General features: G+C 60.9%; 22 protein-coding genes. 5 read left to right on the forward strand and 17 right to left on the reverse strand.

What is annotated here, in order from left to right; translation table 11 throughout:
* From AC5Y47_RS17965 to AC5Y47_RS17975, 3 genes are all read left to right on the forward strand, one after another.
* Window positions 1–599 (forward strand): restriction endonuclease subunit S (locus AC5Y47_RS17965; protein ID WP_499945574.1); only part of this gene is annotated, 599 nt, incomplete at its 5' end.
* A gap of 56 nt (window positions 600–655) precedes the next feature.
* Window positions 656–4,027: a DEAD/DEAH box helicase family protein gene (locus tag AC5Y47_RS17970; RefSeq protein ID WP_499945669.1), complete on the forward strand. Its 3,372-nt coding sequence runs from the start codon at window positions 656–658 to the stop codon at window positions 4,025–4,027.
* A 58-nt stretch (window positions 4,028–4,085) separates the two neighbouring features.
* Complete coding sequence (locus AC5Y47_RS17975; protein ID WP_499945575.1) at window positions 4,086–5,708, forward strand: DUF726 domain-containing protein; 1,623 nt, start codon at window positions 4,086–4,088, stop codon at window positions 5,706–5,708.
* 609 nt (window positions 5,709–6,317) lie between these two features.
* On the opposite strand, the gene AC5Y47_RS17980 is transcribed toward AC5Y47_RS17975, so the two are convergent.
* From AC5Y47_RS17980 to AC5Y47_RS18025, 10 genes are all read right to left on the reverse strand, one after another.
* Window positions 6,318–6,959 (reverse strand): uracil-DNA glycosylase family protein, encoded by a 642-nt coding sequence (locus AC5Y47_RS17980; protein ID WP_499945577.1) that lies wholly within the window; start codon window positions 6,957–6,959, stop codon window positions 6,318–6,320.
* A complete protein-coding gene (locus AC5Y47_RS17985; RefSeq protein ID WP_499945578.1) occupies window positions 6,956–7,456 on the reverse strand; it encodes a hypothetical protein in 501 nt (166 codons plus the stop codon). Before AC5Y47_RS17985 ends, AC5Y47_RS17980 begins: the two co-directional genes overlap by 4 nt.
* A gap of 301 nt (window positions 7,457–7,757) precedes the next feature.
* Window positions 7,758–8,264 (reverse strand): recombinase family protein, encoded by a 507-nt coding sequence (locus AC5Y47_RS17990; protein WP_499945579.1) that lies wholly within the window; start codon window positions 8,262–8,264, stop codon window positions 7,758–7,760.
* 91 nt (window positions 8,265–8,355) lie between these two features.
* The gene (locus AC5Y47_RS17995; RefSeq protein ID WP_499945581.1) at window positions 8,356–8,574 is read right to left on the reverse strand and encodes a helix-turn-helix domain-containing protein; all 219 of its coding nucleotides are present in this window, start codon (window positions 8,572–8,574) and stop codon (window positions 8,356–8,358) included.
* Window positions 8,575–8,702: 128 nt separating this feature from the next.
* A complete protein-coding gene (locus tag AC5Y47_RS18000; protein WP_499945582.1) occupies window positions 8,703–8,942 on the reverse strand; it encodes a hypothetical protein in 240 nt (79 codons plus the stop codon).
* 519 nt (window positions 8,943–9,461) lie between these two features.
* Window positions 9,462–10,094 (reverse strand): DUF6308 family protein, encoded by a 633-nt coding sequence (locus AC5Y47_RS18005; protein ID WP_499945583.1) that lies wholly within the window; start codon window positions 10,092–10,094, stop codon window positions 9,462–9,464.
* A gap of 323 nt (window positions 10,095–10,417) precedes the next feature.
* Window positions 10,418–10,981, reverse strand: a complete 564-nt coding sequence (locus tag AC5Y47_RS18010) for a recombinase family protein (RefSeq protein WP_499945585.1) — start codon at window positions 10,979–10,981, stop codon at window positions 10,418–10,420.
* A gap of 1,055 nt (window positions 10,982–12,036) precedes the next feature.
* Window positions 12,037–13,419 (reverse strand): PIN domain-containing protein, encoded by a 1,383-nt coding sequence (locus AC5Y47_RS18015; protein ID WP_499945587.1) that lies wholly within the window; start codon window positions 13,417–13,419, stop codon window positions 12,037–12,039.
* A 480-nt stretch (window positions 13,420–13,899) separates the two neighbouring features.
* Window positions 13,900–14,190 (reverse strand): hypothetical protein, encoded by a 291-nt coding sequence (locus tag AC5Y47_RS18020; RefSeq protein ID WP_499945589.1) that lies wholly within the window; start codon window positions 14,188–14,190, stop codon window positions 13,900–13,902.
* Window positions 14,191–14,192: 2 nt separating this feature from the next.
* The gene (locus AC5Y47_RS18025; protein ID WP_499945590.1) at window positions 14,193–14,585 is read right to left on the reverse strand and encodes a DUF732 domain-containing protein; all 393 of its coding nucleotides are present in this window, start codon (window positions 14,583–14,585) and stop codon (window positions 14,193–14,195) included.
* Window positions 14,586–15,007: 422 nt separating this feature from the next.
* Here AC5Y47_RS18025 and AC5Y47_RS18030 point away from each other — a divergent pair, with 422 nt between their 5' ends.
* Window positions 15,008–15,244, forward strand: coding sequence for a helix-turn-helix domain-containing protein (locus tag AC5Y47_RS18030; RefSeq protein ID WP_499945592.1), 237 nt, complete (start codon window positions 15,008–15,010; stop codon window positions 15,242–15,244).
* A 1,838-nt stretch (window positions 15,245–17,082) separates the two neighbouring features.
* Here the strand turns inward: AC5Y47_RS18030 and AC5Y47_RS18035 are convergent.
* Both AC5Y47_RS18035 and AC5Y47_RS18040 read right to left on the reverse strand, forming a co-directional pair.
* Window positions 17,083–17,718, reverse strand: a complete 636-nt coding sequence (locus AC5Y47_RS18035) for a hypothetical protein (protein WP_499945593.1) — start codon at window positions 17,716–17,718, stop codon at window positions 17,083–17,085.
* A gap of 193 nt (window positions 17,719–17,911) precedes the next feature.
* On the reverse strand, window positions 17,912–18,235 hold the full coding sequence (locus AC5Y47_RS18040; protein ID WP_499945595.1) for a hypothetical protein: 324 nt from the start codon (window positions 18,233–18,235) through the stop codon (window positions 17,912–17,914).
* A gap of 222 nt (window positions 18,236–18,457) precedes the next feature.
* On the opposite strand from AC5Y47_RS18040, the gene AC5Y47_RS18045 reads away from it, so the two are divergent.
* Window positions 18,458–19,441, forward strand: a complete 984-nt coding sequence (locus AC5Y47_RS18045; protein WP_499945596.1) for a GIY-YIG nuclease family protein — start codon at window positions 18,458–18,460, stop codon at window positions 19,439–19,441.
* A gap of 201 nt (window positions 19,442–19,642) precedes the next feature.
* On the opposite strand, the gene AC5Y47_RS18050 is transcribed toward AC5Y47_RS18045, so the two are convergent.
* From AC5Y47_RS18050 to AC5Y47_RS18070, 5 genes are all read right to left on the reverse strand, one after another.
* On the reverse strand, window positions 19,643–20,011 hold the full coding sequence (locus AC5Y47_RS18050; protein WP_499945599.1) for a hypothetical protein: 369 nt from the start codon (window positions 20,009–20,011) through the stop codon (window positions 19,643–19,645).
* Between the two features lie 1,089 nt (window positions 20,012–21,100).
* Window positions 21,101–22,873 (reverse strand): DNA primase family protein, encoded by a 1,773-nt coding sequence (locus tag AC5Y47_RS18055; protein WP_499945600.1) that lies wholly within the window; start codon window positions 22,871–22,873, stop codon window positions 21,101–21,103.
* Window positions 22,870–23,289 (reverse strand): FDXHR family putative zinc-binding protein, encoded by a 420-nt coding sequence (locus tag AC5Y47_RS18060; RefSeq protein WP_499945601.1) that lies wholly within the window; start codon window positions 23,287–23,289, stop codon window positions 22,870–22,872. Before AC5Y47_RS18060 ends, AC5Y47_RS18055 begins: the two co-directional genes overlap by 4 nt.
* A gap of 67 nt (window positions 23,290–23,356) precedes the next feature.
* On the reverse strand, window positions 23,357–23,959 hold the full coding sequence (locus AC5Y47_RS18065) for a hypothetical protein (RefSeq protein ID WP_499945602.1): 603 nt from the start codon (window positions 23,957–23,959) through the stop codon (window positions 23,357–23,359).
* Window positions 23,956–24,315: a hypothetical protein gene (locus AC5Y47_RS18070; protein ID WP_499945603.1), complete on the reverse strand. Its 360-nt coding sequence runs from the start codon at window positions 24,313–24,315 to the stop codon at window positions 23,956–23,958. Before AC5Y47_RS18070 ends, AC5Y47_RS18065 begins: the two co-directional genes overlap by 4 nt.
* Window positions 24,316–24,749 lie beyond the last annotated feature (434 nt).

Raw genomic sequence — 24,749 nt, forward strand, 5'->3', positions numbered from 1 at the left:
AGATGTTTGCGGACCCTCGCAGCATGAGTTCCGACCATCGGCCCCTCGGTAGTGTCTGCACGGTAGTAACGGGCAATTCGCCGAGTCGATCGAACTCGCTGAACTTCGGCGACGACATCGAGTGGATCAAGTCGGACAACCTCGGTGGCACCATCGCAACGACTTCCAAGGAGCGTCTTTCCACCCTGGGCAGGCAGAAGGCAAGGATCGCACCCAGTGGTTCCGTCCTGGTGACATGCATTGCGGGCAGTCCGACCAGCATCGGCAAGGCATCCTTGATTGACCGTGAAGTTGCCTTCAACCAGCAACTCAATGCCGCAATCCCATCTTCAGAGATCACGGGCAGATTCCTCCTGGAGCAGTTGAGAGTGGCACCCGACTTGGTGAGGAAGCAGTCGACAGGCGGAATGAAGGGATTGGTGAGCAAGGCGAGTTTCATGGCAATACTGATCCACGTGCCGTCACTAGATCGGCAGCGAAAGTTTGTTGAGATGGCACAAAAGATCGACGCACTGCGGGCCAAAAAGCACTCGGCGCTTACAGCCGTCGACGACCTTTTGCGCGCACTTCAATACCGCGCCTTCTCGGGTCAGCTATGAAAAGTTCTGCGGCGTCGTCGAACTTCAGCTTCCTAGAGCCCGTTGACTGGCCGGAGATGCATGCCGACTGCAGGCGGGCGGAGAGCTACGCGCTCAGCGACCCCAGGTCGGCCTGCATGTACAGTCGCCGAGCGGTCGAGCACCTCGTGAAGTACCTGTACGGTGTCTTGGCGTTGCCGGTGCCGTATCAGGATGACATGTCGGCACGGATCAACGATGCCCGGTTCAAGGCAAAGGTCGGAACCGGGATCACGACGAAGCTCAACCTGATCCGCAAGCTCGGCAACCACGCGGTACACGACCAGAAGCCAATCCCACCGCGCGCTGCTCTCGATGCGCTGCGCGAGCTGCACCACGTGATGGTGTGGGCGGCGTTTCACCACTCGGCCAACCCGCAGGCGGTGCCGCTCAAGGCGGCATTTGATCCGGCGCTGGCCAAGAAAGCCGCGCCGCTGACCCGGGAGGAAGTTGCCAAGCTCGCCAAGAGATTCGCCGAGCAGGACGAGGCGCACGCCAAGGCGCTGGCTGAGAAGGACGAGCTGACAGCGGCCAAGGACGCCGAGATCGCCGCGCTGCGTGAGCAGATTAAGGCGGCGCAGGCCGCTAACCAGGCGGTCGATGACCGGGACTATTCCGAGGCTGAGACCCGTGACCGGTTCATTGATGTGCTGCTGGCCGAAGCGGGCTGGCCGCTGGCGGACAAGCAGGACCGCGAGTTCGAAGTCACCGGCATGCCCACTGCCGACGGAAAGGGCTACGTCGACTACGTGTTGTGGGGTGCCGATGGTCTGCCGCTATCGGTGGTCGAGGCCAAGCGGACCACCAAGAGTGCCCAGTCGGGTCAGCAGCAGGCCAAGCTCTACGCCGACCGGCTAGAGGCAATGTACGGGCGGCGTCCAGTCATCTTCTACACCAACGGCTACCAGCACTGGCTGTGGGACGACGCAGGCGGCTACCCGCCGCGTGAGGTGCAGGGCTTTTACACCCGCAACGAGCTGGAGTTGCTGCTGCACCGCCGCCACGCGCGAAAGTCGTTGACGGAGGCAACGATTGACTCGGCGATCGTGGAGCGGCACTACCAGCACCACGCGATCCGGGCCATCGACGACGCCTTTATGGTCAAGCAGCGCCAGGCGCTGTTGGTGATGGCTACCGGTGCGGGCAAGACCCGGACCGTCATCGCGTTGGTCAAGCAGCTGATGGAGGCCGGTTGGGTCAAGAATGTGCTGTTTCTGGCGGACCGCACCGCACTGGTGGTCCAGGCCGCCAACGCCTTCAAAGCCCATCTGCCGAACGCCACCACGGTCAACCTGGTAACCGAAAAGATCAGTGACGGAAGGGTTTACGTTTGCACCTACCCGACCATGATGAACCTGATCAACAACACCGATGCTGGCACGAGGGTGTTTGGTCCCGGGCATTTCGACCTTGTGGTGATTGACGAGGCGCACCGCTCCGTTTACCAGAAATACCGGGCCATCTTCTCCTGGTTCGACTCGCTATTGGTCGGGTTGACCGCTACGCCCAAGGACGAGGTGGACCACAACACCTACCGGCTCTTCCATCTCGAAGATGGAGTGCCTACCGACGCCTACAGCCTCGACGACGCAGTCAACGAGGGCTTCCTGGTGCCTGCGGTCGGGGTGTCAGTCGGCACGAAGTTCCTGCGCCAAGGCATCAAGTACGCCGACCTGTCCGAAGAGGAGAAAGACGAGTGGGACGCACTGGAGTGGGGTGAGGACGGCCCACCCGACGAGGTCTCGGCAGACGAAATCAACCGCTTCTTGTTCAACGAGGACACCGTCGACCAGGTGCTGGCCACCCTCATGGACAAGGGTCAGAAAGTCAGCGAGGGCGACCGGCTAGGAAAGACCATCATCTTCGCCAAGAACCAGCGCCACGCGGAGTTCATCGCGCAGCGCTTCGACATTCAGCACCCCGAGTTCGCCGGGCGTTTCGCCCGGGTGGTCACCCATGGCATGAGCTACGTGCAGAGCCTCATCGACGACTTCTCCATACCGGAGAAGGCACCGCACATCGCGATCTCGGTGGACATGCTCGACACGGGCATTGACGTGCCCGAGGTGGTTAACCTGGTGTTCTTCAAGCCGGTGCGGTCCAAGACGAAGTTCTGGCAGATGATCGGGCGCGGCACGCGACTGCGCCCTGACCTCTTCGGCCCTGGCAGAGACAAGCAGAACTTCTACGTGTTCGACTTCTGCGGCAACCTGGAGTTCTTCAGTCAGGACCTACCGGGATCCGAGGGCTCGCTGCAGAAATCCCTCAACCAGCGACTGTTCGAGACCCGGCTGGACCTGATCACCGAACTGGATGCTCGCGACAAGCCCGAGCCCACCGAGCCACCCGAAGGGTCAGGCACCGAGACCGAGCGCGGCTTACGCTTCGACATCGCCCGTCAGCTCCACACCACCGTGGCCGGTATGAATTTGGACAACTTTCTGGTGCGTCCCCACCGCCAGCTCGTCGAGCAGTACGCCCAGTGGTCGGCCTGGACCCCGATGACCTCCGAAGCTGCCGACCAGATCGCACATAACCTCGCCGGGCTGCCTTCGACGAACAAGGACGACGAGGAGGACGCCAAACGGTTCGACCTGCTGGTTTTGCGTCGCCAACTTGCGCAATTGCAGGGCGATGCCGGTGTCGCCGAGCGACTGCGCGAACAGGTACAGGACATCGCCGCCGGTCTGCTCGGTAAAACGACGATCCCGTCCGTCGCCGCCCAGCAGGAACTGCTCGACGAGGTCGCCAGTGACCAGTGGTGGGTCGACGTCACCCTGCCCATGCTGGAGGTGGCTCGCCGACGCCTACGCGGCCTGCTGCAGTTCCTCGACAAAGCCAGGAAGGACGTCGTCTACACGTCCTTCCAGGACGAGTTGACCGAGTCGACGTTCGTTGAGCTGCCCGGGATCACTCCCGGCACAGATTGGGAACGATTCCGCGCCAAGGCTTCTGCCTATCTCAAGCAGCACCAGGACCACGTCGCTCTACAACGATTGCGGCGCAACAAAGCCCTTACCCCCGGCGATCTGCAGACGCTGGAGCAAATGCTGATCGATAGCGGGGCCGGAGACATCGAGACCATCACCCGCGCCAAAGAACAGTCCCATGGCCTCGGCTTATTCATCCGGTCCCTCGTCGGCCTCGACCAACAAGCCGCTTTGGAAGCCTTCGCTCGCTACCTCGACGGCACTAAACTCAACGCCAACCAACTGCACTTCATCAACCTCATCGTCGATGAGCTGACCGCCAACGGCGTCATGGAAGCGGCCCGGCTCTATGAATCCCCCTTCAGCGACTACGCGGCCACCGGACCCGAGTCGATGTTCCCTGAAGCCGACGTCGACAACATCATCAAAATCTTGAACACCGTGCGGGCCAATGCTGCACCGACAAATGGTGTCGCCTGAGGTACCCCGCTCTTGGAGCCTGCCGCGCGCCAACGAGCACGCTGATACGGAGAATCTAATGGAGACAAAGATCATCTTTACAGCGATGAAGGGCAACGGAATCGGGTGCTCCATCAGGTCTCCTCAGGGCCGATCGCTCAGTCTCTCCGGCGCGCTTCCCGACATCGAGCCAATCGTCGACGGGGATGAGAAGATGGTCAGCAATCGTGCTCTGGTGCACAACCTTTGGGCCTATGGCAAGCACGAGAAGCAGTATCGAATCCTGCGCAATCAAGAAAAGCGTGCCAGCCATGCGAGGCAGGCCAAAGCCCACAAGAAAGTGGCCATCGACATCGCCAAGCTGATCGACATGGCGGGCACAGTCACTCGCGCGGGATGGTGCTCGGCATGCCTCACGCGCAGTGAACATCGCAAGCTGATGCAGGGACTCGGCAAGATCCCGGCGTACCTGTGCACGGCATGCGGGTCACCGACGCTCGGATGTGCCGCGCCTCGATGTCCGCACATGGCGATCCGTGGCTTCGGATCGGTCCGCATTCCCCGGTACTGCGCCGAGCACGGGCATGACATTCCTGGTTTTGAGAAAGCGAAGGCCAGAATCGGCCCGCTAGAGAACTACCGCGACTTCCTGACTTATGACAGGAGGAACCTGGCTGTGGCCTCAAGGGTCGCCACCGTCGTAATAGCTGCGGGCGCGGTTGTTGGCACCGGCGGCCTGCTGGCCGCTCCCGCCATCGGCGGCGCGGTCGGCACACTGGTCGGCGGCTACACAGGAGCTGTAGCAACCAACTTCGGGCTGGCACTGCTCGGCGGTGGCTCGCTAGCTGCGGGCGGTTTAGGCATGGCGGGCGGCACTGCTGTCGTGGCAGCAATGGGAAGCGTATTAGGCGGCGGCTTAGGCGCTTTGGTCACCACCGCGTACATCGGCGCAGACAAATCGTTTCGGATTAACAAACTCGCGGATGGCGCCGCGACACCAGTCATCGTGTCGAGCGGATTCCTCACCCAAGGCAAAAACTCTTGGGGAGACTGGGAGCCGATCATCCGACGTCGATACCCCGACTCACCGGTATATCGGGTGCACTGGGGATCCAAAGAGCTTGCAGCACTGGCAAGATTGGTGGGCGGTGGCGTCGGGAAAGCAGGCATGAGTGTCGCGGTCAAGACGGCTGCCGCCAAGGCGGGCCGGACCGCAGCAAAGAAGCTAGGACCCCTTGGACCGATGCTTGTAGCAACCGACTTACTCAAAAACGCCTGGCACACCGCCAAAGTGAGGGCGGACCGCACCGGTGTGGCGCTGGCGGGTCTAATGGCACGGACTGATGCTGAAAGCTATATCCTCGTCGGCCACAGTTTGGGGGCGCGGGTGATGGTCACCGCAGCGCAGACGCTGGCAACCGACCCCGAGGCTCCCAAGATCGACACGGTCCATCTCCTCGGCGCAGCCGTGGGAGCTAAGGGTGACTGGCGCAACCTAAATGATGCTGCGACAGATGCCGCGTACAACTACTACTCCGCCAACGACAAAGTACTTAAGTACCTCTACACCGCTGTGCAGGCGGGCAGCGCACCGGCTGGCCTGCGCGGGTTCGGTAGTAAGTTCCCAAAAATCAGAGACCGCAACGTATCTCGGCTCGTGAACTCGCACTCGGAATATTTTGACAAGGTCAACCTGGTATAGCCGCCGAGCGTACCCTTCAGTTATCCGCAACTAACCGGCTCTGCGGCTCATGATCGTGATTGAGATACACCATTCGCCCGAGCCGATAAGCGCTCTAGACGGACACCGCCGATCGATCCGTGTAGGTCAGTGACGCATGTTGGCGAACGGGAGAACCCGTAGTGGGCACGAAACTTCGCGATCATCTCTGCCTCAATCCTCACTGCGTCGATGTCGTCGATGGCCCGCCACCCGACCAAGAGTTGGTCGCGGTCGGCCAACTGCCAGATGCGCCGTCCGCCGGAGTGGCCGATCGGACTGCCCGAGCCGAATCGGCGAAATTCATCGAGCCGCTTACGCAGCCCGCGCCTTCCGGTGCTGCCCAGGTTGGCCTTACCGATGTAGACGATTCGGGCACCGGGCACCCACAGCGCTCCCAGGTCGGCCACAGGGACGGTTGGGTCTCTGCCTTTGAAGTGCCCAGCGGGAGAGACATCGAGGAAGCTCGGCGGCTCATCGCTCGGCCTCACACTACGTACACGCCAGAACCGAGCGGCACGTCAGCGTGAGGAAGTTGCGCGAACTGCACCCAGCCGGTGAAGCCGGTCAGGTCAATCGGATGTGTTGTCACTACAGCTGCCTTTGCTCGCGCTGACGCGCGCCGGTCTCGAAAGCCCACTCGATCGCTCGGCCCATTCTCCTTTCGCACTGCTCACGAACGGGCGCGGCCCGGGTCATGACGTGGTATGGATGGGGCGGGAACAGGAGATATGTCGTATCCGGCGAGTCGGATTGGCGGGGCCGGGGGACTCGAAATGGCCAATTCAGCTCACGCCCCTCGGGATAGAGGGACAGCACCGCAGCCTTCGCGAACTTGCCGACGCCGATTACCAGACGCGGCTGGACGATCTCAAGCAGCTCGGCGCGCAGGAAGCCCGCGCAGTTTGCGGTCTCATGGGGGTATGGGTCTCGATCGTCCGGTGGGTGACAGTGGATTGAGTTGGTGATGAACAACTCTGTCTTGTCGCGGTTAGCCCGCTGGAAGCAGCGGTCGAGGACGCGCCCGCTGCCGCCGAAGAAGGGTTCCTGCTTCTCCATGCATGCCCGACACAGAGCCTCACCGACGATCGCGACGGGTGAGTCGATCGACCCGAAGCCGGGGGCTGATTCGGTGACGCCGGGCTCATTCAGGCGATCGGGGCGAACGCATTTGCGGCACGCCTTGATCTTGCGGTCGAGACGAGCTTTAGCGTGCTGGCGGGTATCGGTCACGGCAGCTGCCTCGGTTGCCCGCCCAGGAGGTTGGCGATGACCGCTTCGAGACGATGCCCGGTCATATCGCTCACCCTTCGCGACTTGGGTCCGACCGACTCATCGGTGTAGAAGTACAGCAACCGCGTACCGCCAGCGTGCTTCTGCTGGGCCAGCTCACGCGCGCCATCCATAGGGAACAGCCATGCGCTGTCAGTGGACATATCGACGCAGGCAAGCCACTGCGCCTTCGAGTCGTCCGGGAACGGCCAACTCAGCAGGTCTTTGCCCTTGCCGCCAGCGGGTTTCGGGGCAAGATTTGCCTTCACTTGAATCGTGGCCGCTGCCTGGTGGCCAGGCACATACATCACGAGGTCGATGCCCGAGTCGGTCGTCAGCCGGGCGCTGTCGATGCCCAGCCTAAGCAACCGATACTGCACGAGAAGTTCACCGGCTGCACCTATTGCTTGTGTGCCTAGCTTGATTGAAGCTGTCGCACCTTGGTATTCGGCCATCACCAGTCGCCCTCCTTGCGGTCGGCTACCCTGCGATCGAGCCTAGTGAAGTGCCACCGAGTACCGGGGTAACTACCCGGCTCGCTGTGTGCGCCGTGAAGGCTTCTCATCCGAGCGGCGACCGCCTCCGGCGTGCGCTTCAGGCGGCGCGCCAGCAGATCCACGAGGCGGTGCGAAGCGTCGAGAGGGTAGCCGTGCTGGCGGTACGGGCGGTCCACAGCGATCACATCGGCTGCGGACCAATGCATTTCGTAGATAGTCGCCCTGCTGACGTTGTACTCGCGCGCCAAGCGCCGAGGCTGACTCACCTTCGTCGAGTCCGACGCGCTATCGCTACGGTCTGGGCAAGTGTCGGCGAGGGCCTTTCGTCCCGATAAAGACCTTTGGCGATAGCCATGTCCTGGTGCTGGCGCTCTCGCAGTAGGGCACGCTCGAAGTCACCCGCCGCGCCCATCGCCGACAACATCAACGCCGCGCACGGTTCACTCGTATCACCAAATGTCAGGCCCTCCTTGATGAACCGGACCTGTACACCCTTAGCTGCCAGCTGTCTTATGATGCGGCGGAGGTCGTCCAACGAGCGTGCCAGACGGTCCATGCTGTGCACCACCACCTGGTCGCCTTCACGAACATGCCTGAGCAATGCCTGCAGCTGCGGTCTGTTCGTATCGTCGACGCTGGCGTGGTCAATGACCATCTGGTCTAGCTCGATCCCATCCAGCTGATGGTCGGTGGTGTGGTCTACGGTGCCGATGCGCTGGTAGCCGACGACTCGTCCCGTTCGCAATGGCACTCTCACGTGCTTGTTCATACTGAGGAATTATCTCAGGATGGGTCATGTTCAGTGCTTCGTTCGTCAACGCCGCCAATGTTCTTGCCAAGGTCCAAACACTTCCTGAGCTTCACGTCAATGGCGTCAACGACACGGGTGCCTCACCGAGGTACCGGTAGACCGTGGCACGGGATACGCCGAGCATCTTGGCGATGTCGGTCGCGTTGATGCCCTTCTTCTTGAGCTGGCGGGCCTTCGCGGCTTCGGCGTCATCGACCTTGCGGGGACGACCGCCCTTGCGCCCGTTGGCCGCTGCCGCAGCAGGACCAGGGCGGGTGCGTTCGATCATGGTGTCGCGCTCAAGCTGCGCGAAAGGGGGCCATGGTGGGGAGCATTGCCTTAACCGTCGCCCCTCGGTGCGGAGACCCTCTGTGACGGTGCGGAAGCCGATCCATCGGGAAGGGCGAGCGATCGACTTCACTGGTCCTGGTGTCGGTCAAGAAGGCGCGCAACCCTGATATCGAGCCACTGCTGTGCATCCGCTCCGTGGATCTGGTCTGCGAGGGACGCGACATCGGCATTGAGTGCGAGCGCGACCAGCATCCAGCCGTTCGTAGCGTCGATCTCGTCAACGATGGCCAAGAAGTTGTCGGCAGAGCCGGAATAAAACGCAGAAGTGAGGCGTCGCGCCGCTACCCAGAGGTTCGGGTCGGTCATCGATTCGCTCTACCTGGCTCAACCATCAGCAGCCGTGTCGAAGCGTAAGCACCGTTGCACCATACGGGGAGGCACTGACATGCGTAGGTCGCCGCAATCACCCACTACTAACGGCTATGCAGCATCATCGTCGGCCAGATACCGCTACACCATCGTCCGGCAGATGCCCAAGGATTTCGCGATGTCCTTGCCGGTGTGGCAGTCGGCCTTGATTCGTCTTGCGGTCGCGAAGTGGTCGACGTCGTCGACGTTGCAGGGACGTATCCGACCTCGGTGCCGTTGGCCCGAGATGCCGCACTCTTGAGTGCGGTGCGCTCCCTGCTCAGATCAGCTCCCGTTCGTATCGGCCAGTGACCCGGGACGGCGATCATCATGTGTCCGGAGAGTGTAAGAGTCGATCTCGTCGGTGGTGGACACCGAGGTCACGGTCTGATCAGCGACCATCAGATCGGAGGGTTGCTAGACGACGGACGACTGGCCGCCTGCATCGAGTTGGGTTACATGGACGAAGAAATATGGTCAGCCGATGCCAGCCAGTTCCCTTGCCTTCCGGACGTTTTGGGAATTGCTGTAGCGCATCCATGTCGCAGCATCGAGCAGTCGCAGGGTCGAGATCGTCGAAGCAATCCATGGCGGACGGATCGCCTCGACGCTCGTCCGTACGTGCTCGTCTTGGAGGGCGGCCTGCAGCGATGCCCAAGAGTCATTGCCCAGGGGAAGCGCTTCTCGGATCACGCTGTCCACGATTGGGATAAGGCGTGGTCTCTTTCGAGCGAGCAACTTGCTGGTCTTGGTAGCACCCACCCCCGGGAGCCTTCTGACCTCCGTCCACAGCGCATACGCCGGACGCAAGTCTTCCTCGGTGGCGCTCCAGAGATCAACGTCGTCCGGGATCTCTGCAAGGTGTTCGGAGAAGGAACTTGGACGTGTTTCGAGTAGAGCCCTTACGGCTCGCGGCTCGAACCGGACATCGAGCAGGCTCGCGGCAAGAAGGTCACTCGCAGAGACCTCGTCCCTCGGGTTGTCCGGCAGGTCGTCGAAAGTGCTGCCTGCGAACGGTCCGCCGGGCTCGAAGAACAAAACGATTAGTTGATCTGCGGGCGCTTTTACTACTTCGATGATTCGCGAGGCCAGCTCGTTCGTCGTTTTCAAGTTCAGCTCCCGTTCGTGCCTACAGGCTTCGGCGCGGATGCGATGCAATTGACCTCGATGAGGCTATCGAACTCGCTGGCCATGGCGGAACAACATCGGGCGGCACCACAAATTAGTTGGCGGTGGTGTCATTGCTCGTGTGCCCAACGGCCTCAGCGGTGCTGCGTGTTAGTCCGCGTCGATTTCGGCCAATTACCGATAAAGGTTCGCCCTGCCCATCCCGAGCGTCTCGCAGATGGTGGCGGCGGTTCTCCCCGTTGTCCTTCATGCGCTGGACAAGGGCGGCCCGCTCGTCGTGAGTAGAGGCTGCGGGTTTGCCGGTGTCAGGATGGCGTTTTCTCGCTGAGGTAGCGGTACACCGTGGCGCGGGAGACGCTCAGCATCTTCGCGATGTCGGTTGCCGTGACGCCCTTATCCCGGAGGCTTCGTGCTTTGGCGGCGTCGGCATCGTCTACCTTGCGTGGGCGTCCACCCTTACGTCCGTTCGCGGCGGCAGCAGCCAGCCCGGCGCGGGTGCGTTCGATGATGGTGTCACGCTCCAACTGTGCGAACGCGGCCATGATGGTCAACATCGCCTTCCCCATCGCGCCCTCGGTATGCAGGCCCTCGGTGATGCTGCGAAAACCAATGCCTAGCGATGTGAGTTCATCGACCACGGCGAGCACATGTTGTGTGTTGCGACCGAGCCGGTCGAGCTTCCACACCGTCAAGACATCGCCTTCGCGGAGATGGTCTAAGCAGGCGTCGAGCTGCGGGCGACTGGCCTTCGAGCCACTCACTCCATGGTCGGCAAACACCCGGACGGCACCGGCGTCGCGCAGGGCATCTAGTTGAAGCTGCGGATTCTGATCCGTCGTGCTGACCCGCGCGTACCCGATAACCGCCAAATACCTGCTCCTGTCTCATTATCCCGTCAAGCTACCGGTATTGAGAATACCGGTTATGAGACGGGTTTTCAAGACACCTGATGGGCCCGTTGAGGCTGGACGACAGAGGCCGACGGCGGTGGTGTCTCAGTCGCAACAACCTATCGAATTTGAGACCTCAACTTGAGTGCCCGTAAGCACGGGATCTGATTCAAGGCGACCTTGTCGCCCTTTGCTGAGAGCATTGGGAAGATGTTTGAACCCGAAGGATGTGACCGATGAGCACCGGCCGACCGACCACACGATGTGGGGTATCCACAACGACCAGGCCGACATCAACCCCGTCGCTGACGGCGCCGTCCGCATTGGCTGGGACGACACTGGCGATCTCTCGCAGCTGTCAGCTTCGCGGGACGCGTTCAAGCAGCGCCTCGCCGAGACCATGCCTGCGGTCGAGCAGAAGTCGATCGCCGGGCGCCGCGTACGTCGAGCGGCAGGGGTCCGCCGACCGGTTCGAATGTGGGGTGTGTCGACTCAAGCTGGACCGCCGCAACCACCTGGTGGAGGCTGCCATCCCGTTAGAGGTAGAGCTAGAACCGGATGATGCCACCCAAGACGAGATAGACGACTATGAGGCACCACAGGTCGATTCGTACATCGACGCAATGATCGACGAGAGGCGTGGGAAGTAGCGGCGAACTACTGCAACCTGGCGGCTCAGCAGCGCCTCGGCGGCCCTACGCTCGAAATGTCCGATGCTCACCCGCACGTAGCCGACGATCTGACCTCTGCCAATTTATGCCCCATTCTGTCAATTTCGATTCTTAGACTCATTTTCGACAACGTCTATCAATCCGCTACGGACCCTATTTCGACGATTGGTACTGTCGAGCAGGCTGTCCAATTTGGCTAGAGCCCAGATAAACAGTTCGGCCTGGATGACAACCCACTCGGTGTCGAGCGACCCTTGAAGCGACGAGCTTGCCACACCTGGCACGCGAAGAAGCGGTCGCTGTAAGCCACCGCTCGTGGAGCCGCCGAGGGGAAGGTAACGCCCGTCGGTGATGATCGCCTGCCTATTGATCGGCGGCTCCGGGCTCGTCAGTGGTGTCGTCGGAATCCACTCCGTCGTCGGAGTCAGTGTGGCCGTCGGCGCAGTCGGTTGATTGCGGACCGCCTGTGCTCGCACCGGAGCGGGTGACGCCTTCCCTCATATCCCGAATCATCTTCTCCTGCTGGGCCCTCATGACGTCGGCGATGCCCGACAGAGCCCCAGCCTCCCGAAAACTCTTGGCTATCTCCTCCTGCTGGGCCCTCATGACGTCGGCGATGCCCGGTACCTGTCCAACATCAATCGAGGGACGTGCAGACCGCCTTCTCCACCGCACCCGCATGGGGTCTCCTGGCAACGCCTCGACGGAGTCCGCAGCGATGTCGAGTATCTGGCCGTCTGACGCCACGGTCACTTGGCCTACCACGCGAAGAGTCTTCGTGTGCTCGGGGCCAATCAGTGGCGCTCCGACGAGCAAGAGGTCCACTTCGGTGTCTACGACGAACCGCGCAGTCCATCCTGCACTTCCTCTGCCAGCCGCCTCGCTGAACTCCCAGCCGTCTTCCGGCTCGCGCGCTCCCGCCACGACAGCCCTCAGCATTTCGACAGGCAACGCGGCCAGTTCTGGATCGACCTCGAAGCCGATCAGTGCGTTCACCAGCATTGAGGACAGGACATCCATCTTGATCGCATCGATCCGTACCCGCAGGTCATCCCCAACGATGGGGGCGAACATCGCAGCTAGGTGCAATTCCAACCGCTCAACCGATATCGCGTAGTGGACCCGTTCGCCGAGCCCCTGCTCGGCAAGTTCTTCCCCGAACTCCTCATGAAAAGGCTGGCGCGGTTTATCTTGGCCGTCGTTATTGCTTGTCGCAGCTCGCTTCTCCGGGCTCGGCCCGAAGTCCCGGGTGTTGTGGCTAACCAGCCACACCTCGTCCTCGACATTGTTACGAGCAAGGGCGAGGGCAGTCAGCCAGATCAACGTATCCCTGTAGCCGTCCTTCGTCTTGCCGTTCTTATCCCTGGTGAAGGGGTTACGACCAAGGGAGGCTCGGCTCACGATCTCCATGTGGTCGACGGGCGGTACTGGCTCGATCGCGATGTGGTGCTCGCCTAAGTAGTCCCGCAGCCACGTCTCGTAATCTTCACTGCGGGCGTCGATTTCAGCGATGATTGCCGTGATGTGGTCGTCAACGCCGAATTCGCCTAACCTCAGCGTCGTTACCCCCTCTCGCTCCTCAGCCCACTGCCGCCTGACAACGTTCACAGTCTCCATGAAGACGACGGCAGGCACTACGATGCGGAGATCCCAAGCTTCTGCGTGCTCGACCAGTGACCGCCACGCCCGCCTCTTTTGAAAGGGCGACTCGACCAAGATGTTGGTGTCGATCACGACGATAACCACACGCCTATTTTCCCTAACCAGTCAACGACATTATTGAGCCGTGCGGGTTGCGCCAGACGACTCGGGCTCTCGTGGGGCCACCAATCGAACACCGGAACAAACGACCGCTGACAGTGACTCCCTGGTTTCGCAGCCGCTACTAGGGGGTGGTTACTGCCAACCGGAATCCGGTCCGTAGCACCGTAGGTACCCCTGCCCACTTGGGTCAGAGGGGTCGCAGCCACCGGTATTGCTGGGGCCGCGAGGGTCCAGGTGGCACAGGCCGTCCGTCAGTTCGTAGTAGTAACCCACGGGGCAGCCCGCGTCTGCCCTCACCGGTGACACCGATGTGCTCGCCGGTGACACCGATGTGATGAAGCCAGCGAGGGCTGCTGCTGCCACTGTGGCCGGTAAGAGTCTTCTCATTACCGCCTGCCTTCTTGGGTCGTAGGGACTCTTGCACACCATCGAGTTGTTGGGGTCACGCCGCCCGGGCAGCCTCTACCAGGGGCGTTGAGCCCACTCAAGGAACGCGCTTCGATACTGCGGGCAGGAGTTCTTGACCGCACTGACCAGGGCCGAGTTGTACTGATCCACGGTCATTCCGCTGTCGTGTAGCCGCTGGCCAACGTCGCGCAGGTTGTCGCCATTGACTCCGCCGTGGTTGTCGAAGTACTGGCAGATCGAGGCGTCCAATTGCGGGTCGGCGTGCGCAGCGGCGGGTGCCGTCAGAGTGGCCGTCCCCAGAACAACGGCGAGAGCGGTCAGGATGGCCCCAGCTTTGATGATCACCGTCAACCCACCCCGGCCTGCAACGTCGGCATCTGGTCGGGACATAGGTTCCTCACCGCGCTGCCCATGAAACCGTATGTCCGGTTGGCGCGAGTCACCTTGGCGACGTTTTGATAGACCGCCTGGACACTCACACCCGACTGCAGGTCGACGCAGACCCCGTGGCCCCACCTCAGCGCGCTGCTGTTTCCCATGTCGTTGTAGCCCATCATGTTTATGTCGTTGAGAAAGCTCGCATCGTCTGCGCGCGCTGGGGTCGCCGCGATCAGCGCTGCCGCCAACACGCCGACAACAACCGCGAAGAACCTCCAGACCACGGTCGCCGCCGCCCGGTCCCGACCCAATGGCGGAGAGGTGTCGGAGGTTGAATGCCCGCCCGAGGCAACCTCACTCAATACCCGAGCTCCTTTACTCTTGCAAGGCATCCGGACCTAAAGTCCTCCAAATCGGTTCCGCTATAGCCGCGAACTACTCCTGCAAACCCGCAGGCATTGTGTGGCGGAGAGCCGTCCCTGATTGACGACCTGGCGTCGGTCGCATGGTCATATCCCGACTTCCAGGCGGGACTATGGTCGCTGCCACTGCAACCAGCACCGAGGCCGATGAGAACAGCGGCGGCGACGATACTGACCGCAGTCCTCGTGGCCCTCATTAGGAACTAAACACCTCACTTCGGATACGGACGGACGTGTGCCGGTACAATGCTCGGCGCGCTGACCATTCGTTGATCCGTTCAGTTGCCAAAGCTACGGGTACCCGGCGATGACCTCAAATATCCTAAATTGGGATATAGCTTACTGCCAGGTGCGCTGGCCAGGTGGAGAAATCCATCTACTCGGAGGAGTACCAGCAGCTTTGTGCGCTGCTGCGCCAACTGCGCCGAGAAGCCCTTCTGACCCAGGTCCAGGTCGCCGAGCGACTAGACGTACCTCAGTCCTTCGTCAGCAAGTACGAGTCAGGCGAGCGCCGGTTGGATGTGATCGAACTCCGTCATGTCGCCGAAGCCATCGACACGACTTTGGAGGTCCTGATCTCGCGGCTGATCCAGCCCTAATCGCCCGAACGTCTTTGGTCCGCTTGCCTGCTTCTCGCCCACAACCACCGAGTTGCCAGGCCTGACTTCGAGTGTCCTTCGCCTCCAACCGTCAACGCCTCGCCGGTGGAAGCAACAAGACATCTCCTTGAGTGAGAAGCATGCGCTAGGCGCGATCGTTTCCGAGGCAGAGCATTGAGAAGTGTCACGCCTCGACGTGCACGACCCGTCTCTGGCATGACGGAAGACATTCCGTGATACAACATGCCCAGGGTTCTTCGCTGATCGCTTACCTGTAGCCGACAACCAATCGCCTGAGTACGCCGGGGAGACATACTTACGTGGCTCAACATGGGGGCAAGAAGCGGAAAGTCGGGTCAGCCGACGTCCAGACGCTCACATACGGTCTCCTGGGTTGGTTGCTATTTGGTGCTGTAGTGGCGCTACTGCCACTCGTTTTCATCTCCTCTAGCCTCGTGGAAACAGGCAAGCTGGCCTCCATGTGGGACATATTCGACCACAAAGTCTTGTCCGGCGGAGAACTCATAATTGTGTCGGTGATTCTTGCTAGTGCCTCGGTCGGCGATCTTGTGGTGATGTTGTGCCTCGTCCTTGACGATAAGGAACGGCGGCTACCCAACCCTCTTCTCGCGTTGTTGACAGTAGGCGCGGCTTGCGTGTTCCTGGTTCTCGGGGGGTGGAAGTACGGAGACATCGTCGCCAAAGGTCGTGAGGGTGAGAAGGCGCAAGCGGACGCAAGCGCACTTAAGGCGGCTCAAGAGCCTCCAAACCAGCTACCAACGCAGTCGGACGAGCTACGTCGGAAGCAGGAGAGCCACCAGCGGCACATCGCTAACTTCTCACTAGGGTCGCTTGCAGCAGCCTTGGTCTTCGGAACGAGTAGCATCTGGTTAAGAACCCAAGAGGAGGGTGCCTCGCGGGATCGGCGAGGTAGTTCGCCGTAGGGAGGCTTCGACATAAATGAATGGGGACTGGCTTCCGCTGGCAGGCATGGCTGCTGCTGCCGCGACGGCGTTTGTTGCCGCGTCGGTCGCAACAGTTCGCAACAGCCGTGTTACTAGAACTCAATCCTCAGAACATGTGTTGACTGGACGGGGCAGCACCGCTCGTTCGTCAAACAATCGAGACGCCCAGGTAATAAGTACGAACGCAATTAGGATCTTGCATGACCGGGACGCAGCGATGCTGTGGGCGGAAGCCGCGCAGAGGACGCCCGAGGACGATCTAGCAACCTACGTCGTAGCCGCGACGCTGCTCGCAGGCTGGCGAGTGTGGGACGGCTCAAAAGAGATGCCTACAAGTAAATGGATGCGTGACACGCTGAGTGTATACACAAACAAGAGCGACGACCTCAACCGTCGCAGGGCAAGTGGTGGTCGGACCGATTCTCGATATCCGGATAAACTAAGCGAAATTTTCGGCGGATCGGATTACAAGGAATTAAGAGAATATGTTCTTCGCCTAATTAACTCCCGCCGCACACAGAAAAAAGCCCTTTGGAATCCTGCCTCGCGGAGCAGTTAGAAGCAGGTATCACCGAGCACACGTAACGATCTGGAAATCCTCGGAAGAATCATTCGTCCTAGCCCTCGGTGCTTGTCGGCGCAGAAGGCGGCCAAGCCCTGCGGAGTGTGCCAGAGCTGTAAAGCTACACGACCAAGTTGCGGCACAAAATAGTCGGGATGAAGTCGATCGTCCGGATAGACGACCTGCACACGGTTTCGCGGGGGGCTATCGGGGGGCCATCAGTTAACCTGGTCTCCACCCCACTTCGGTGAGCGCCGACTGCAGCTATCAGCGTGGCATTACCATCGAGGTTGACAGATGTTGTCGTTTAACTATTTTCGCTCGCGTCGGGGTTGGCATCGTAAAATCCTGGGCTCGCTCTCGTTAAGCAGGAAGTCTAAAGTCTTGTCCCCAATAGTAACGTTGTCGCACACTTCAAACGCAAAAAGAGTCAAGCTTAAAAGAATTGAGACGATTGAACCAAGAAAACACAACCAACCTAAATGTTTTGAGTGCAGTGCCCAACCGGTGTACAAAGCGACGCCAGAAAGCGCGATGAACAACAAGAGGTAGCCCGCAATCAAAGCGTGGTAGCCCCTATTTGCCTCGGCTCGTGCTGAGTTTACCTTATTTTCGAAGAAAATCAGCGGATCTCCTGTCAGATGGTCTAGCTCGCCTTCAATCCAGCTGCGGTAAGTCGCCAATCCGGTACAGTCTGCGGATATTTGCATTGCATAGGTAATCGGCAAGGCGATGATGAACGGGACAAAGCAGAACACCGGCCTGCAAGCTACGCCTGCAATGATTCCTGCTGCTGCTATTGCGGCTCCAATGGAGACACATGTTGTGATGCTTGACAATCGACTATCAAGGGCGGACATTACCGACGCAGCTTCTTGCCGAAGCGCATCTATCCGGAGTTTCTTCCACTCTTGAGGCGTCAACTCATACTCGCCGGGCGCAGCCACATCTCCCCCTAACCTGCCAGACCACGAACAATTGTCAATTAGATGCAGACACAAACCGCCGACACGTGGGCGGCGCGGTTGAGTGCTCAAACGTTCAGTGCCGCTCGGCGGCCGCTAGCTTACCGGTTCAGTGCCCAATTTCTGCCACCGATAACGACTCACGGAGGTTGTGGTCAGACGAACCGGATTGCGCTTAGGGCCCGCTTAGGAACGAACCGACCGCGACAGCGACTCGCCTGCGGTAACGTGGATGGGCCCACCTCAGCGCGCAACTCGTCGTAGGTAGTACTCGATCCGGGTATAGGTAGTTCGCTCCGCGCGGCCAGTCGTCGTCCTGATCGCCATCATCGACGATCTCGATGGTCCCCGTGTGCACCGACTCAGTCACGTAATCTTCGAAGCTGAAGTTGCTGCCCTGCAAGTCGTTGAGTTCGGCCAGCTCGGCCTCGCTCGCGGCCTTCAGCTCGTAGCTGTAAACCTCACCGCACATGCGGTATCGGGAGCCGTCGTCGGGCACGGGGGTGTATCTCCTTCAAGTCGTGTTTCTAGCGTCCATTCTCCGGTAGGCCACCGACACGTCTACGTTCCTGGCGGACAACGAAATCTCGGGTGGCATTCGGGAACCGCGCCCATTACGGGCTCGTCGTCGAGAACCAGAGTGCAGCTGTGGGAACTGCAGCGCGCCACGCTCCGACTCCGATCCTGGAACCTCGGGCACGACGCTCATAGGGTGGGGCAGGTGGCCGAACAGCACACACAAAACCTCCCTGCTAAGGACGCTGGGCCTGAGAGCGCCGAATCTGGGCCCCGAGAGTTCCTCACGCTCGGCCACGTGCTGGCCGGGATCGGGGCGGAGCACGTCCCACCCATTGGCCTAGAGGACATTCATCTCATCCGGCACAGCTTCAAGCCAGGTGTCTACGATGCCTCACACGTGTTCGGTGCTGAGGATCCGCTGCAAGGCCCAGAGGATCTGGCTGAACAACGAGTCCTCGACTACACCCGCTGCCAAAGCATCTCGACTAAGCGTTTCCCCTCCGACCCTGGCAGGTACTGGGTAATACTCATCGCTGATGGCAAGCGGCGCTCTCGTCTGTATGGGACCTTCGAGAACTGCGGCGAGGTACTGCGGGAGAGAACAGCGACCCGTCGGTACTGGGATCTGCGTCCCTGCAACTTCCTTGCACCGCTAACGGGCAGACTCGTCGTGGAATGGGACAATCCGCGAACCTGGCAGCGGCGCGCGACCAGCGTGGCGAACCTCCCTGTCTTAGAGATCGCAGACCGGGACAAGGTTCCGTTTCCAGGGTTCGACCGTGTGCTTCTGACGTACCACGAGCTGTGCGAGATGGTCGCCGGTCACCGATATGCCGACTGGCAGGTGGCACTCTCAGAAGTTCAGGGGATCTACCTAATTACCGACTCCTCGAACGGAAGGCAGTACGTCGGAAAGGCCGACGGGGCGGAGCGAATCCTGCAGCGGTGGACGTCCTACGTGCGTGACGGTCATGGCGGCAACGTCGCCCTGCGAGAGCTAGCCTTTGCCAGTGTTGGCAAAAGCGAGGAAGCCCGCTCCCGGGTCAAGACCGAGCATGCCCGGCACTTCGTGTTTAGCATCTTGCGGGTGTTCGGACCCAGCACGTCCTCCTCAGAGGTTGACGCCGCCGAGACTCACTACAAGCGCGCGTTGATGACTCGTGAGTTTGGGCTCAACCGGAACTGACAGATACGGTCATGGCCACAAGTTCTGAAATTGTCGCAGCGCGACCGGCGACAATATGTGGTTCTGCCGCAACAACATTCAGGCTAGACCGATGTCTCTACCTGCGCTTTCGGCCCGAATGTCCTGCAGCGCAGCTATAGTCAACTAACAACTCTCATGGACGAAACCCCGTCGTACTTGGTGCCGATGATTGCGACTCTGCTATAGGCGTCCTACAGCCTCGTCACGGCTGAGCGCTTCCGTGAAGTCCTGGATCGTCCGAGCGCTCCAATAGGCGGCGACCCCGGCAAGGCTGTAATGCCGCTGATAGTGATTCCACAAGGCGGTGTAGGTGATCTGGTCGCCCTTGGCGCGGCACTCGTTGATGGGCTCAAGCTGAGCGAGAATCTCGGCGAGAGTGATGGTATGCGACTTACCGCCTTGCCGAACGACTGGGACACCGCGCCAGTTCAACAGCCCATTGACGGCGACACGCACAGATTCGTCACGACAGATCCGACACCTTGGCTCCCTGCGCTGAACGTCGTCCGTCATGCGGTCGAACATCGCCTGCGCGTTGTGCCCAGTCACTGGATGCCCTCGATCGGGTTTTTGCACAGTTCTGCTCCTGCCGATGGTGGCCCGAAGTAAGTCGCGTGCGCGCCGCGCGACTCCTTGGATGGCGAACCTTTCCGGTCTCGACTCTCTCCGATGACCGCCCGTCCACCGACTTTGTTGCTGCCGGAGTACATCCCGTACAGCTCTCGATGCGCTCAACTCAAGCCCGATGGCCAGCGAGTGCCGTGACCGCTCATCCCTGCCCGTGATTTCGCTCCACTGGCGCAGGGGCCGCTTCCCGCGAGTAATTCCGCTGGGTGGTAGCGGTCCAATCAAATTGTCGGGGATAAGAATACGCGGTCGGCGATCGGACGCACAACCTTCACCGCCTTGTCTGCTATGGCCGTCGGCTTTGCAAGATCTCGTTGCCGATATCGTTCGGCGGCAGGGGCCTTCCTCCTGGCCGTACCTTCCTCTTGGAGGTCGTTGGAATGTCGGGCTTGCCCCGAATGGGTTAGACGGGAGGTGATTTCCTGTCCGAGGACGTGTGACCGAAAGCCCAAGCCGTTGCACGATTAGCAGGATCGAGGCCTCCACTCGATTGGCCATTGCTAGGTGGCCCGTAGCGCTGTGAGCGACTTTCAGCGCCGCGGAGGGTGGGTAGTGCCTGCCGAGCGATCTGCGGTCCTAACAGGGCAAGGTGGTTGGCGCTGACGGCGATTGGACCGATGGCGTGCTTAATAGTTTTTAGCTATAGGACTGCTACAGGCTGAATCAGTAATTGCGACAACGGGGTCGAGGCTGCGAGTGAGGTGAGCATCCTGCGAGCGAGGTTGTCCGACTTCCGTCTGGGTTCCGTCCGACTTCCGTATATCTCCCCGGCAATGCTCTGAACAGTACGAATAGGTGATCCGTCCGACTTGTCCGGGATCAAAGCTGGAATTTTCTTCCCTATACGTGTGCGTGTAGGGGATGTATTACTCTCTTCCCCTCCTGTGTAAAAGAGGAAAAGAAGTCGGACATCCCGGACGTCGCAGTTCAGACTGTGTTTTTTCCCGGACCAAAGTCGGACGGAAGTCGGACGGAAGTCGGACGTCGCGGCGCTGACGGACGTTCGAGTCATCATCGCTGCACCACCCTCAGCCCTCGGTAGATGGGCTTGCGGTCGCCAGTGGACTGCTTGCCGAGGACGCCGGGGCCGTAGATCGCGACCAGCTTACGACCCAGGTTGCCCTTCGATCCTGGCTCGTGGCCGTTGTTCCGACACCATCCTCGCCAAGCGGTAAAGAACTCGCCCTTGCCGACCACGAAATCGTTCCCCTCGTCGCAGCACTCGGCGATGAACTCGCGTAGCGGCGAGGTGCCCTCGCGCAGATGCTCGGCCATCAACGTGCTGTTCTCGCCGGTCAACTCAGTGAAGCAACCGGCCTTGGTTAGCCGGTCCAGTCCTTGAAGCGCCCAGTCGAGGATGCCCGGCAGTTCCTCTCGCAAGGTGTTGAGCAGGGTCGGATCTTCCTTGCCGAGAAAGCTGTTCGGCAGCCACAACGTCAGCATCCGGGCCGCGATCGCCCCGGATGCGTCGGGCAACTGCGGCGTTTCGTTGCTCATGAACTGCAACCGGACGCCGAGCTGCCCGGTCCATGCGGTTTTGTGCTTCTGGTTCGCCGACACCGGATCTTCGCCCGTGATCCGCAGCACTATCTCGACAAAACGCTTGCCGTTCATCGTCATCCGCTCATCGGAGAATGTCGCTACCGACTTGGTGACTAGTTGCTCCATGCCAAAATCGCTGGTGAGGTCTGCCCCGGACATGCCGGTGTGGCCCTGGTCTCCGCCGACCAGCCAGCGGATGACGCGGTCGATGGTGCCCTTGCCCGAGCGCGGCGGTCCCAGCAGCATCAGCGCCTTATGCAGATCGGTGCGCCCGCTAAGGACGTAGCCGATCCACTCCTGTAACACTGCTTGCGCCGTCGGGTCATTGGGCATGACCTCTTCGACAAAGCGCATCCACCGGCGCGCCGGTGTGGCCCCGGCCTTATAGGCCAACGGCAAAGAGTACGTCGTGAAGAACAGCGGATTGGGCGGCAACAGGACTCGATCCGCAACCCTGAGCAACCCGTTGACACACGGGATGACCAGCAACTCGGTCCTGCGGTCCAGCCAGGTTCCCGGACGCACCCAGGAACCGAGCAGCACCGGCGGGGTCTTAAGCGCGTCCAGAATCCTGTCGAGCTTGGACTTGTCCGGGTTCCACGGCAGTAGCTCGCCCCTGGCATTGGCGTAATGGACGTTTTCCAACAATCCGTAGAGTTCGGCGCGCAGCTCGGTAGCGGTCAGCCCTAGATAGGCAGATCCGTTAAACCGAAACCAATTATCGCCGTAATAGGCCAGTGGCCGACCCGCAGCGCGATAGTCGGCCTCGATGCGCTTGGCGCACACACGAGGAGCTGCCGGTGAGGGCCACAGCAGATCATCTACATCGCCTGTCGCGGGCTCCTCGCCGTCGGCCACCGTCGAGGCAGCAGGGCCGTCCTCGTCGCTCGTGCTGGCCTCTGAACGCTGGTCAGCTGATTCATCGTCGCCAGCGTCATTGCCAGGCCCAGCAACATCTTCCGGCGGCTCAGCACCCGGTTCGGGCGTCTGGTTGTCCTCAGCGCCATCCGGATGTTCGGCGGCAGCCTGGGCGGCCTCGGCTCGCCTCCGGACGCTCGGGTCACCGGCGGCCACCCGCGCTTTCATCCGGGCAGTGCCCTCGGCGAAAAGTACTTGCATCTCGTCGACCGATAGGTACGGGCTGGGGGTAGGGGTATGCTGGCCGTTGATTCCTTTCGCTGGATCACTGTTGGTCGCCCCGGCCCCTCCTGTGCCGGGGCTTCCTTCTATTTCGGCGGTCATGTGGCTTGTCTCTCTTCGCAATGGACGGCTCCGTCGCCAGAACCGATGGTGTGGTCTGTGGTGTCGGCCAAGGCGTCCTCGATGAGATCCCGTGCGGCCTGGTCGGTGTGCGGCGCTGAGGCGATCACGAGGACTCCCCGGTGTCCATCACCTTCGGACGGTGCTGAAAGTGGCTCAGAATCCCTGTCGCCGGGTGGTTTTCGTGGTTCTCGTAGTGGCCTCGCGCGGCGGTAGCAGTCATAAGCGCGCTCGGTGGCCAATTCCAGGCCGACTTCGAGAGGTGGCTGACAGACACCACCACGCCGATGAATGTCGAAAGACTCGACGCCCGAGAAGGTTCGGTGGCATCGGGAGCAATGACAGGTGTTCAGGCCGTCCCACCGATTGGGGCACTTAGAGCAACCGTGGGCGGTCATGAGGCCGACCGCCTCAGCGACACAGAGACGACGACACCGACGACGACGGCCAGATACAGGGCCAGCATCACGGCACCTTCCGATGTGCCGCACTGGCGTCCAGGGCCTCGACAGCGGCGTCGAGCTGGCTGCGCAACCGCTTCAGCCGCGCAACGTGATTCGTGCGGGTGAGCGTGGAATCGGCATAGGCGGCGGAGAGCAGTTGCGCATTAGCGGCGAGGCGGTCAGCCAGCCGTCGCGCGCGGCTTTCTAGGCCCGTCAGGTCTCCGCTCACGGCGTCACGCAGAGTGGTGCCGCGTGAGTCAGCCACGAGTAACCCTCGGTCCGGCGTGTCACCTGCTGGACTCCCACGCAATTCTGGGACGCTCGAACGAGACTTCGGGCTGACGACAGTCTCGCCGCCATCTAAAGGGTCGTGTTTCGTTGCGCGCTGCGTCGTCGCTTCAAGTTGCTCGACATATTTTGCGAGCGGCTCGATCGCCACGGTATGGCTCAGCAACGTGTGCAGCGCCTTATCCAGCACGGGCACGAGCGTTTGCACGGCTTTGCCCTCGGCAAGCAGGTCGGGCAACTGCGAGAGCGCCCAGACGCCTTCCTCGAAGTCGTCGAACCAATCACTCATAATTTCAAGAGACAGGGCGAGGTCGGGGTCATTCTTGGATGTATTCATGCCGGATCCCCGGCCTCGCGTGCCAATTGTTCGGCACCAATAATCAGCTCGGGGTCCTCGGCAGCCATTTCGGCCTCGATAGTGCTGGCCTGCTTGCGGAGCCTGCGGGCTTTGGCGCTGGCGGCGGCCATTTTGGCCATGTGGGCGCGCTTCGCATGATCGGCTCGCTTGGCTCGCTCTTCGGGCAACAACAGACCGTCAGGGTCTACTTGGTTTTCGAACCTGCGCGAGGCGGCTTCACGGGCTGCGGCAGTGCGCGCCAGTGGATCCGTGGTGTTGGCCCACGAAGCGTGGGCGGCGGCTGTGGCCTGCAGGCTGCACTCGGCAGCGCTCTGATGGCGGCTTTCACTAGACATGCGGGGGCCTGACTTTCTGAATTGAAAGGAGATTCAGGCATAGGCATCAAAAGAAATAACCGGAACGATTGCGTTCGATTACCGACACGGCCCCTGCGATTAGGTATTCAGTTGTACTCAGCTACGGTACAACTTCCGGTAGTACAGCGCAATTTGGCTCTAAAACAGGCGATCTCGACCATAGGATCGCTACAGGTAGCCGTGGAGCAAACGTCGCGTGACTGCCGCTGATCGGTGGTGGTTGTCTTTGGATCGACGATCACGCGGCTTGCTTGACGCCTCACGGAGCCCTCGGGCTATCGGTGCACACGGACGACAGCCAGCGCGTCGATCGTTGACCGCCGAGTTGATCAGAGATGCGCCCACGAAAGCCCTGGCCGCGGACCTCGATGCTCTTGCCTAGGGCTGCATAACTTCTTGCGGGTCGCCTGCTT

It is taken from the genome of Mycobacterium sp. NGS22 (assembly GCF_059813095.1).

Excerpts from the sequence above, each read along its gene's own strand:
- AC5Y47_RS18060 (WP_499945601.1), bottom strand. The coding sequence starts at position 23,289 with ATGACCGCCCACGGTTGCTCTAAGTGCCCCAATCGGTGGGACGGCCTG.
- AC5Y47_RS18065 (WP_499945602.1), bottom strand. The coding sequence starts at position 23,959 with ATGAATACATCCAAGAATGACCCCGACCTCGCCCTGTCTCTTGAAATT.
- AC5Y47_RS18070 (WP_499945603.1), bottom strand. The coding sequence starts at position 24,315 with ATGTCTAGTGAAAGCCGCCATCAGAGCGCTGCCGAGTGCAGCCTGCAG.
- AC5Y47_RS18000 (WP_499945582.1), bottom strand. The coding sequence starts at position 8,942 with ATGACCGACCCGAACCTCTGGGTAGCGGCGCGACGCCTCACTTCTGCG.
- AC5Y47_RS18055 (WP_499945600.1), bottom strand. The coding sequence starts at position 22,873 with ATGACCGCCGAAATAGAAGGAAGCCCCGGCACAGGAGGGGCCGGGGCG.
- AC5Y47_RS17990 (WP_499945579.1), bottom strand. The coding sequence starts at position 8,264 with ATGAACAAGCACGTGAGAGTGCCATTGCGAACGGGACGAGTCGTCGGC.
- AC5Y47_RS17995 (WP_499945581.1), bottom strand. The coding sequence starts at position 8,574 with ATGATCGAACGCACCCGCCCTGGTCCTGCTGCGGCAGCGGCCAACGGG.
- AC5Y47_RS17970 (WP_499945669.1), top strand. The coding sequence starts at position 656 with ATGCATGCCGACTGCAGGCGGGCGGAGAGCTACGCGCTCAGCGACCCC.
- AC5Y47_RS17975 (WP_499945575.1), top strand. The coding sequence starts at position 4,086 with ATGGAGACAAAGATCATCTTTACAGCGATGAAGGGCAACGGAATCGGG.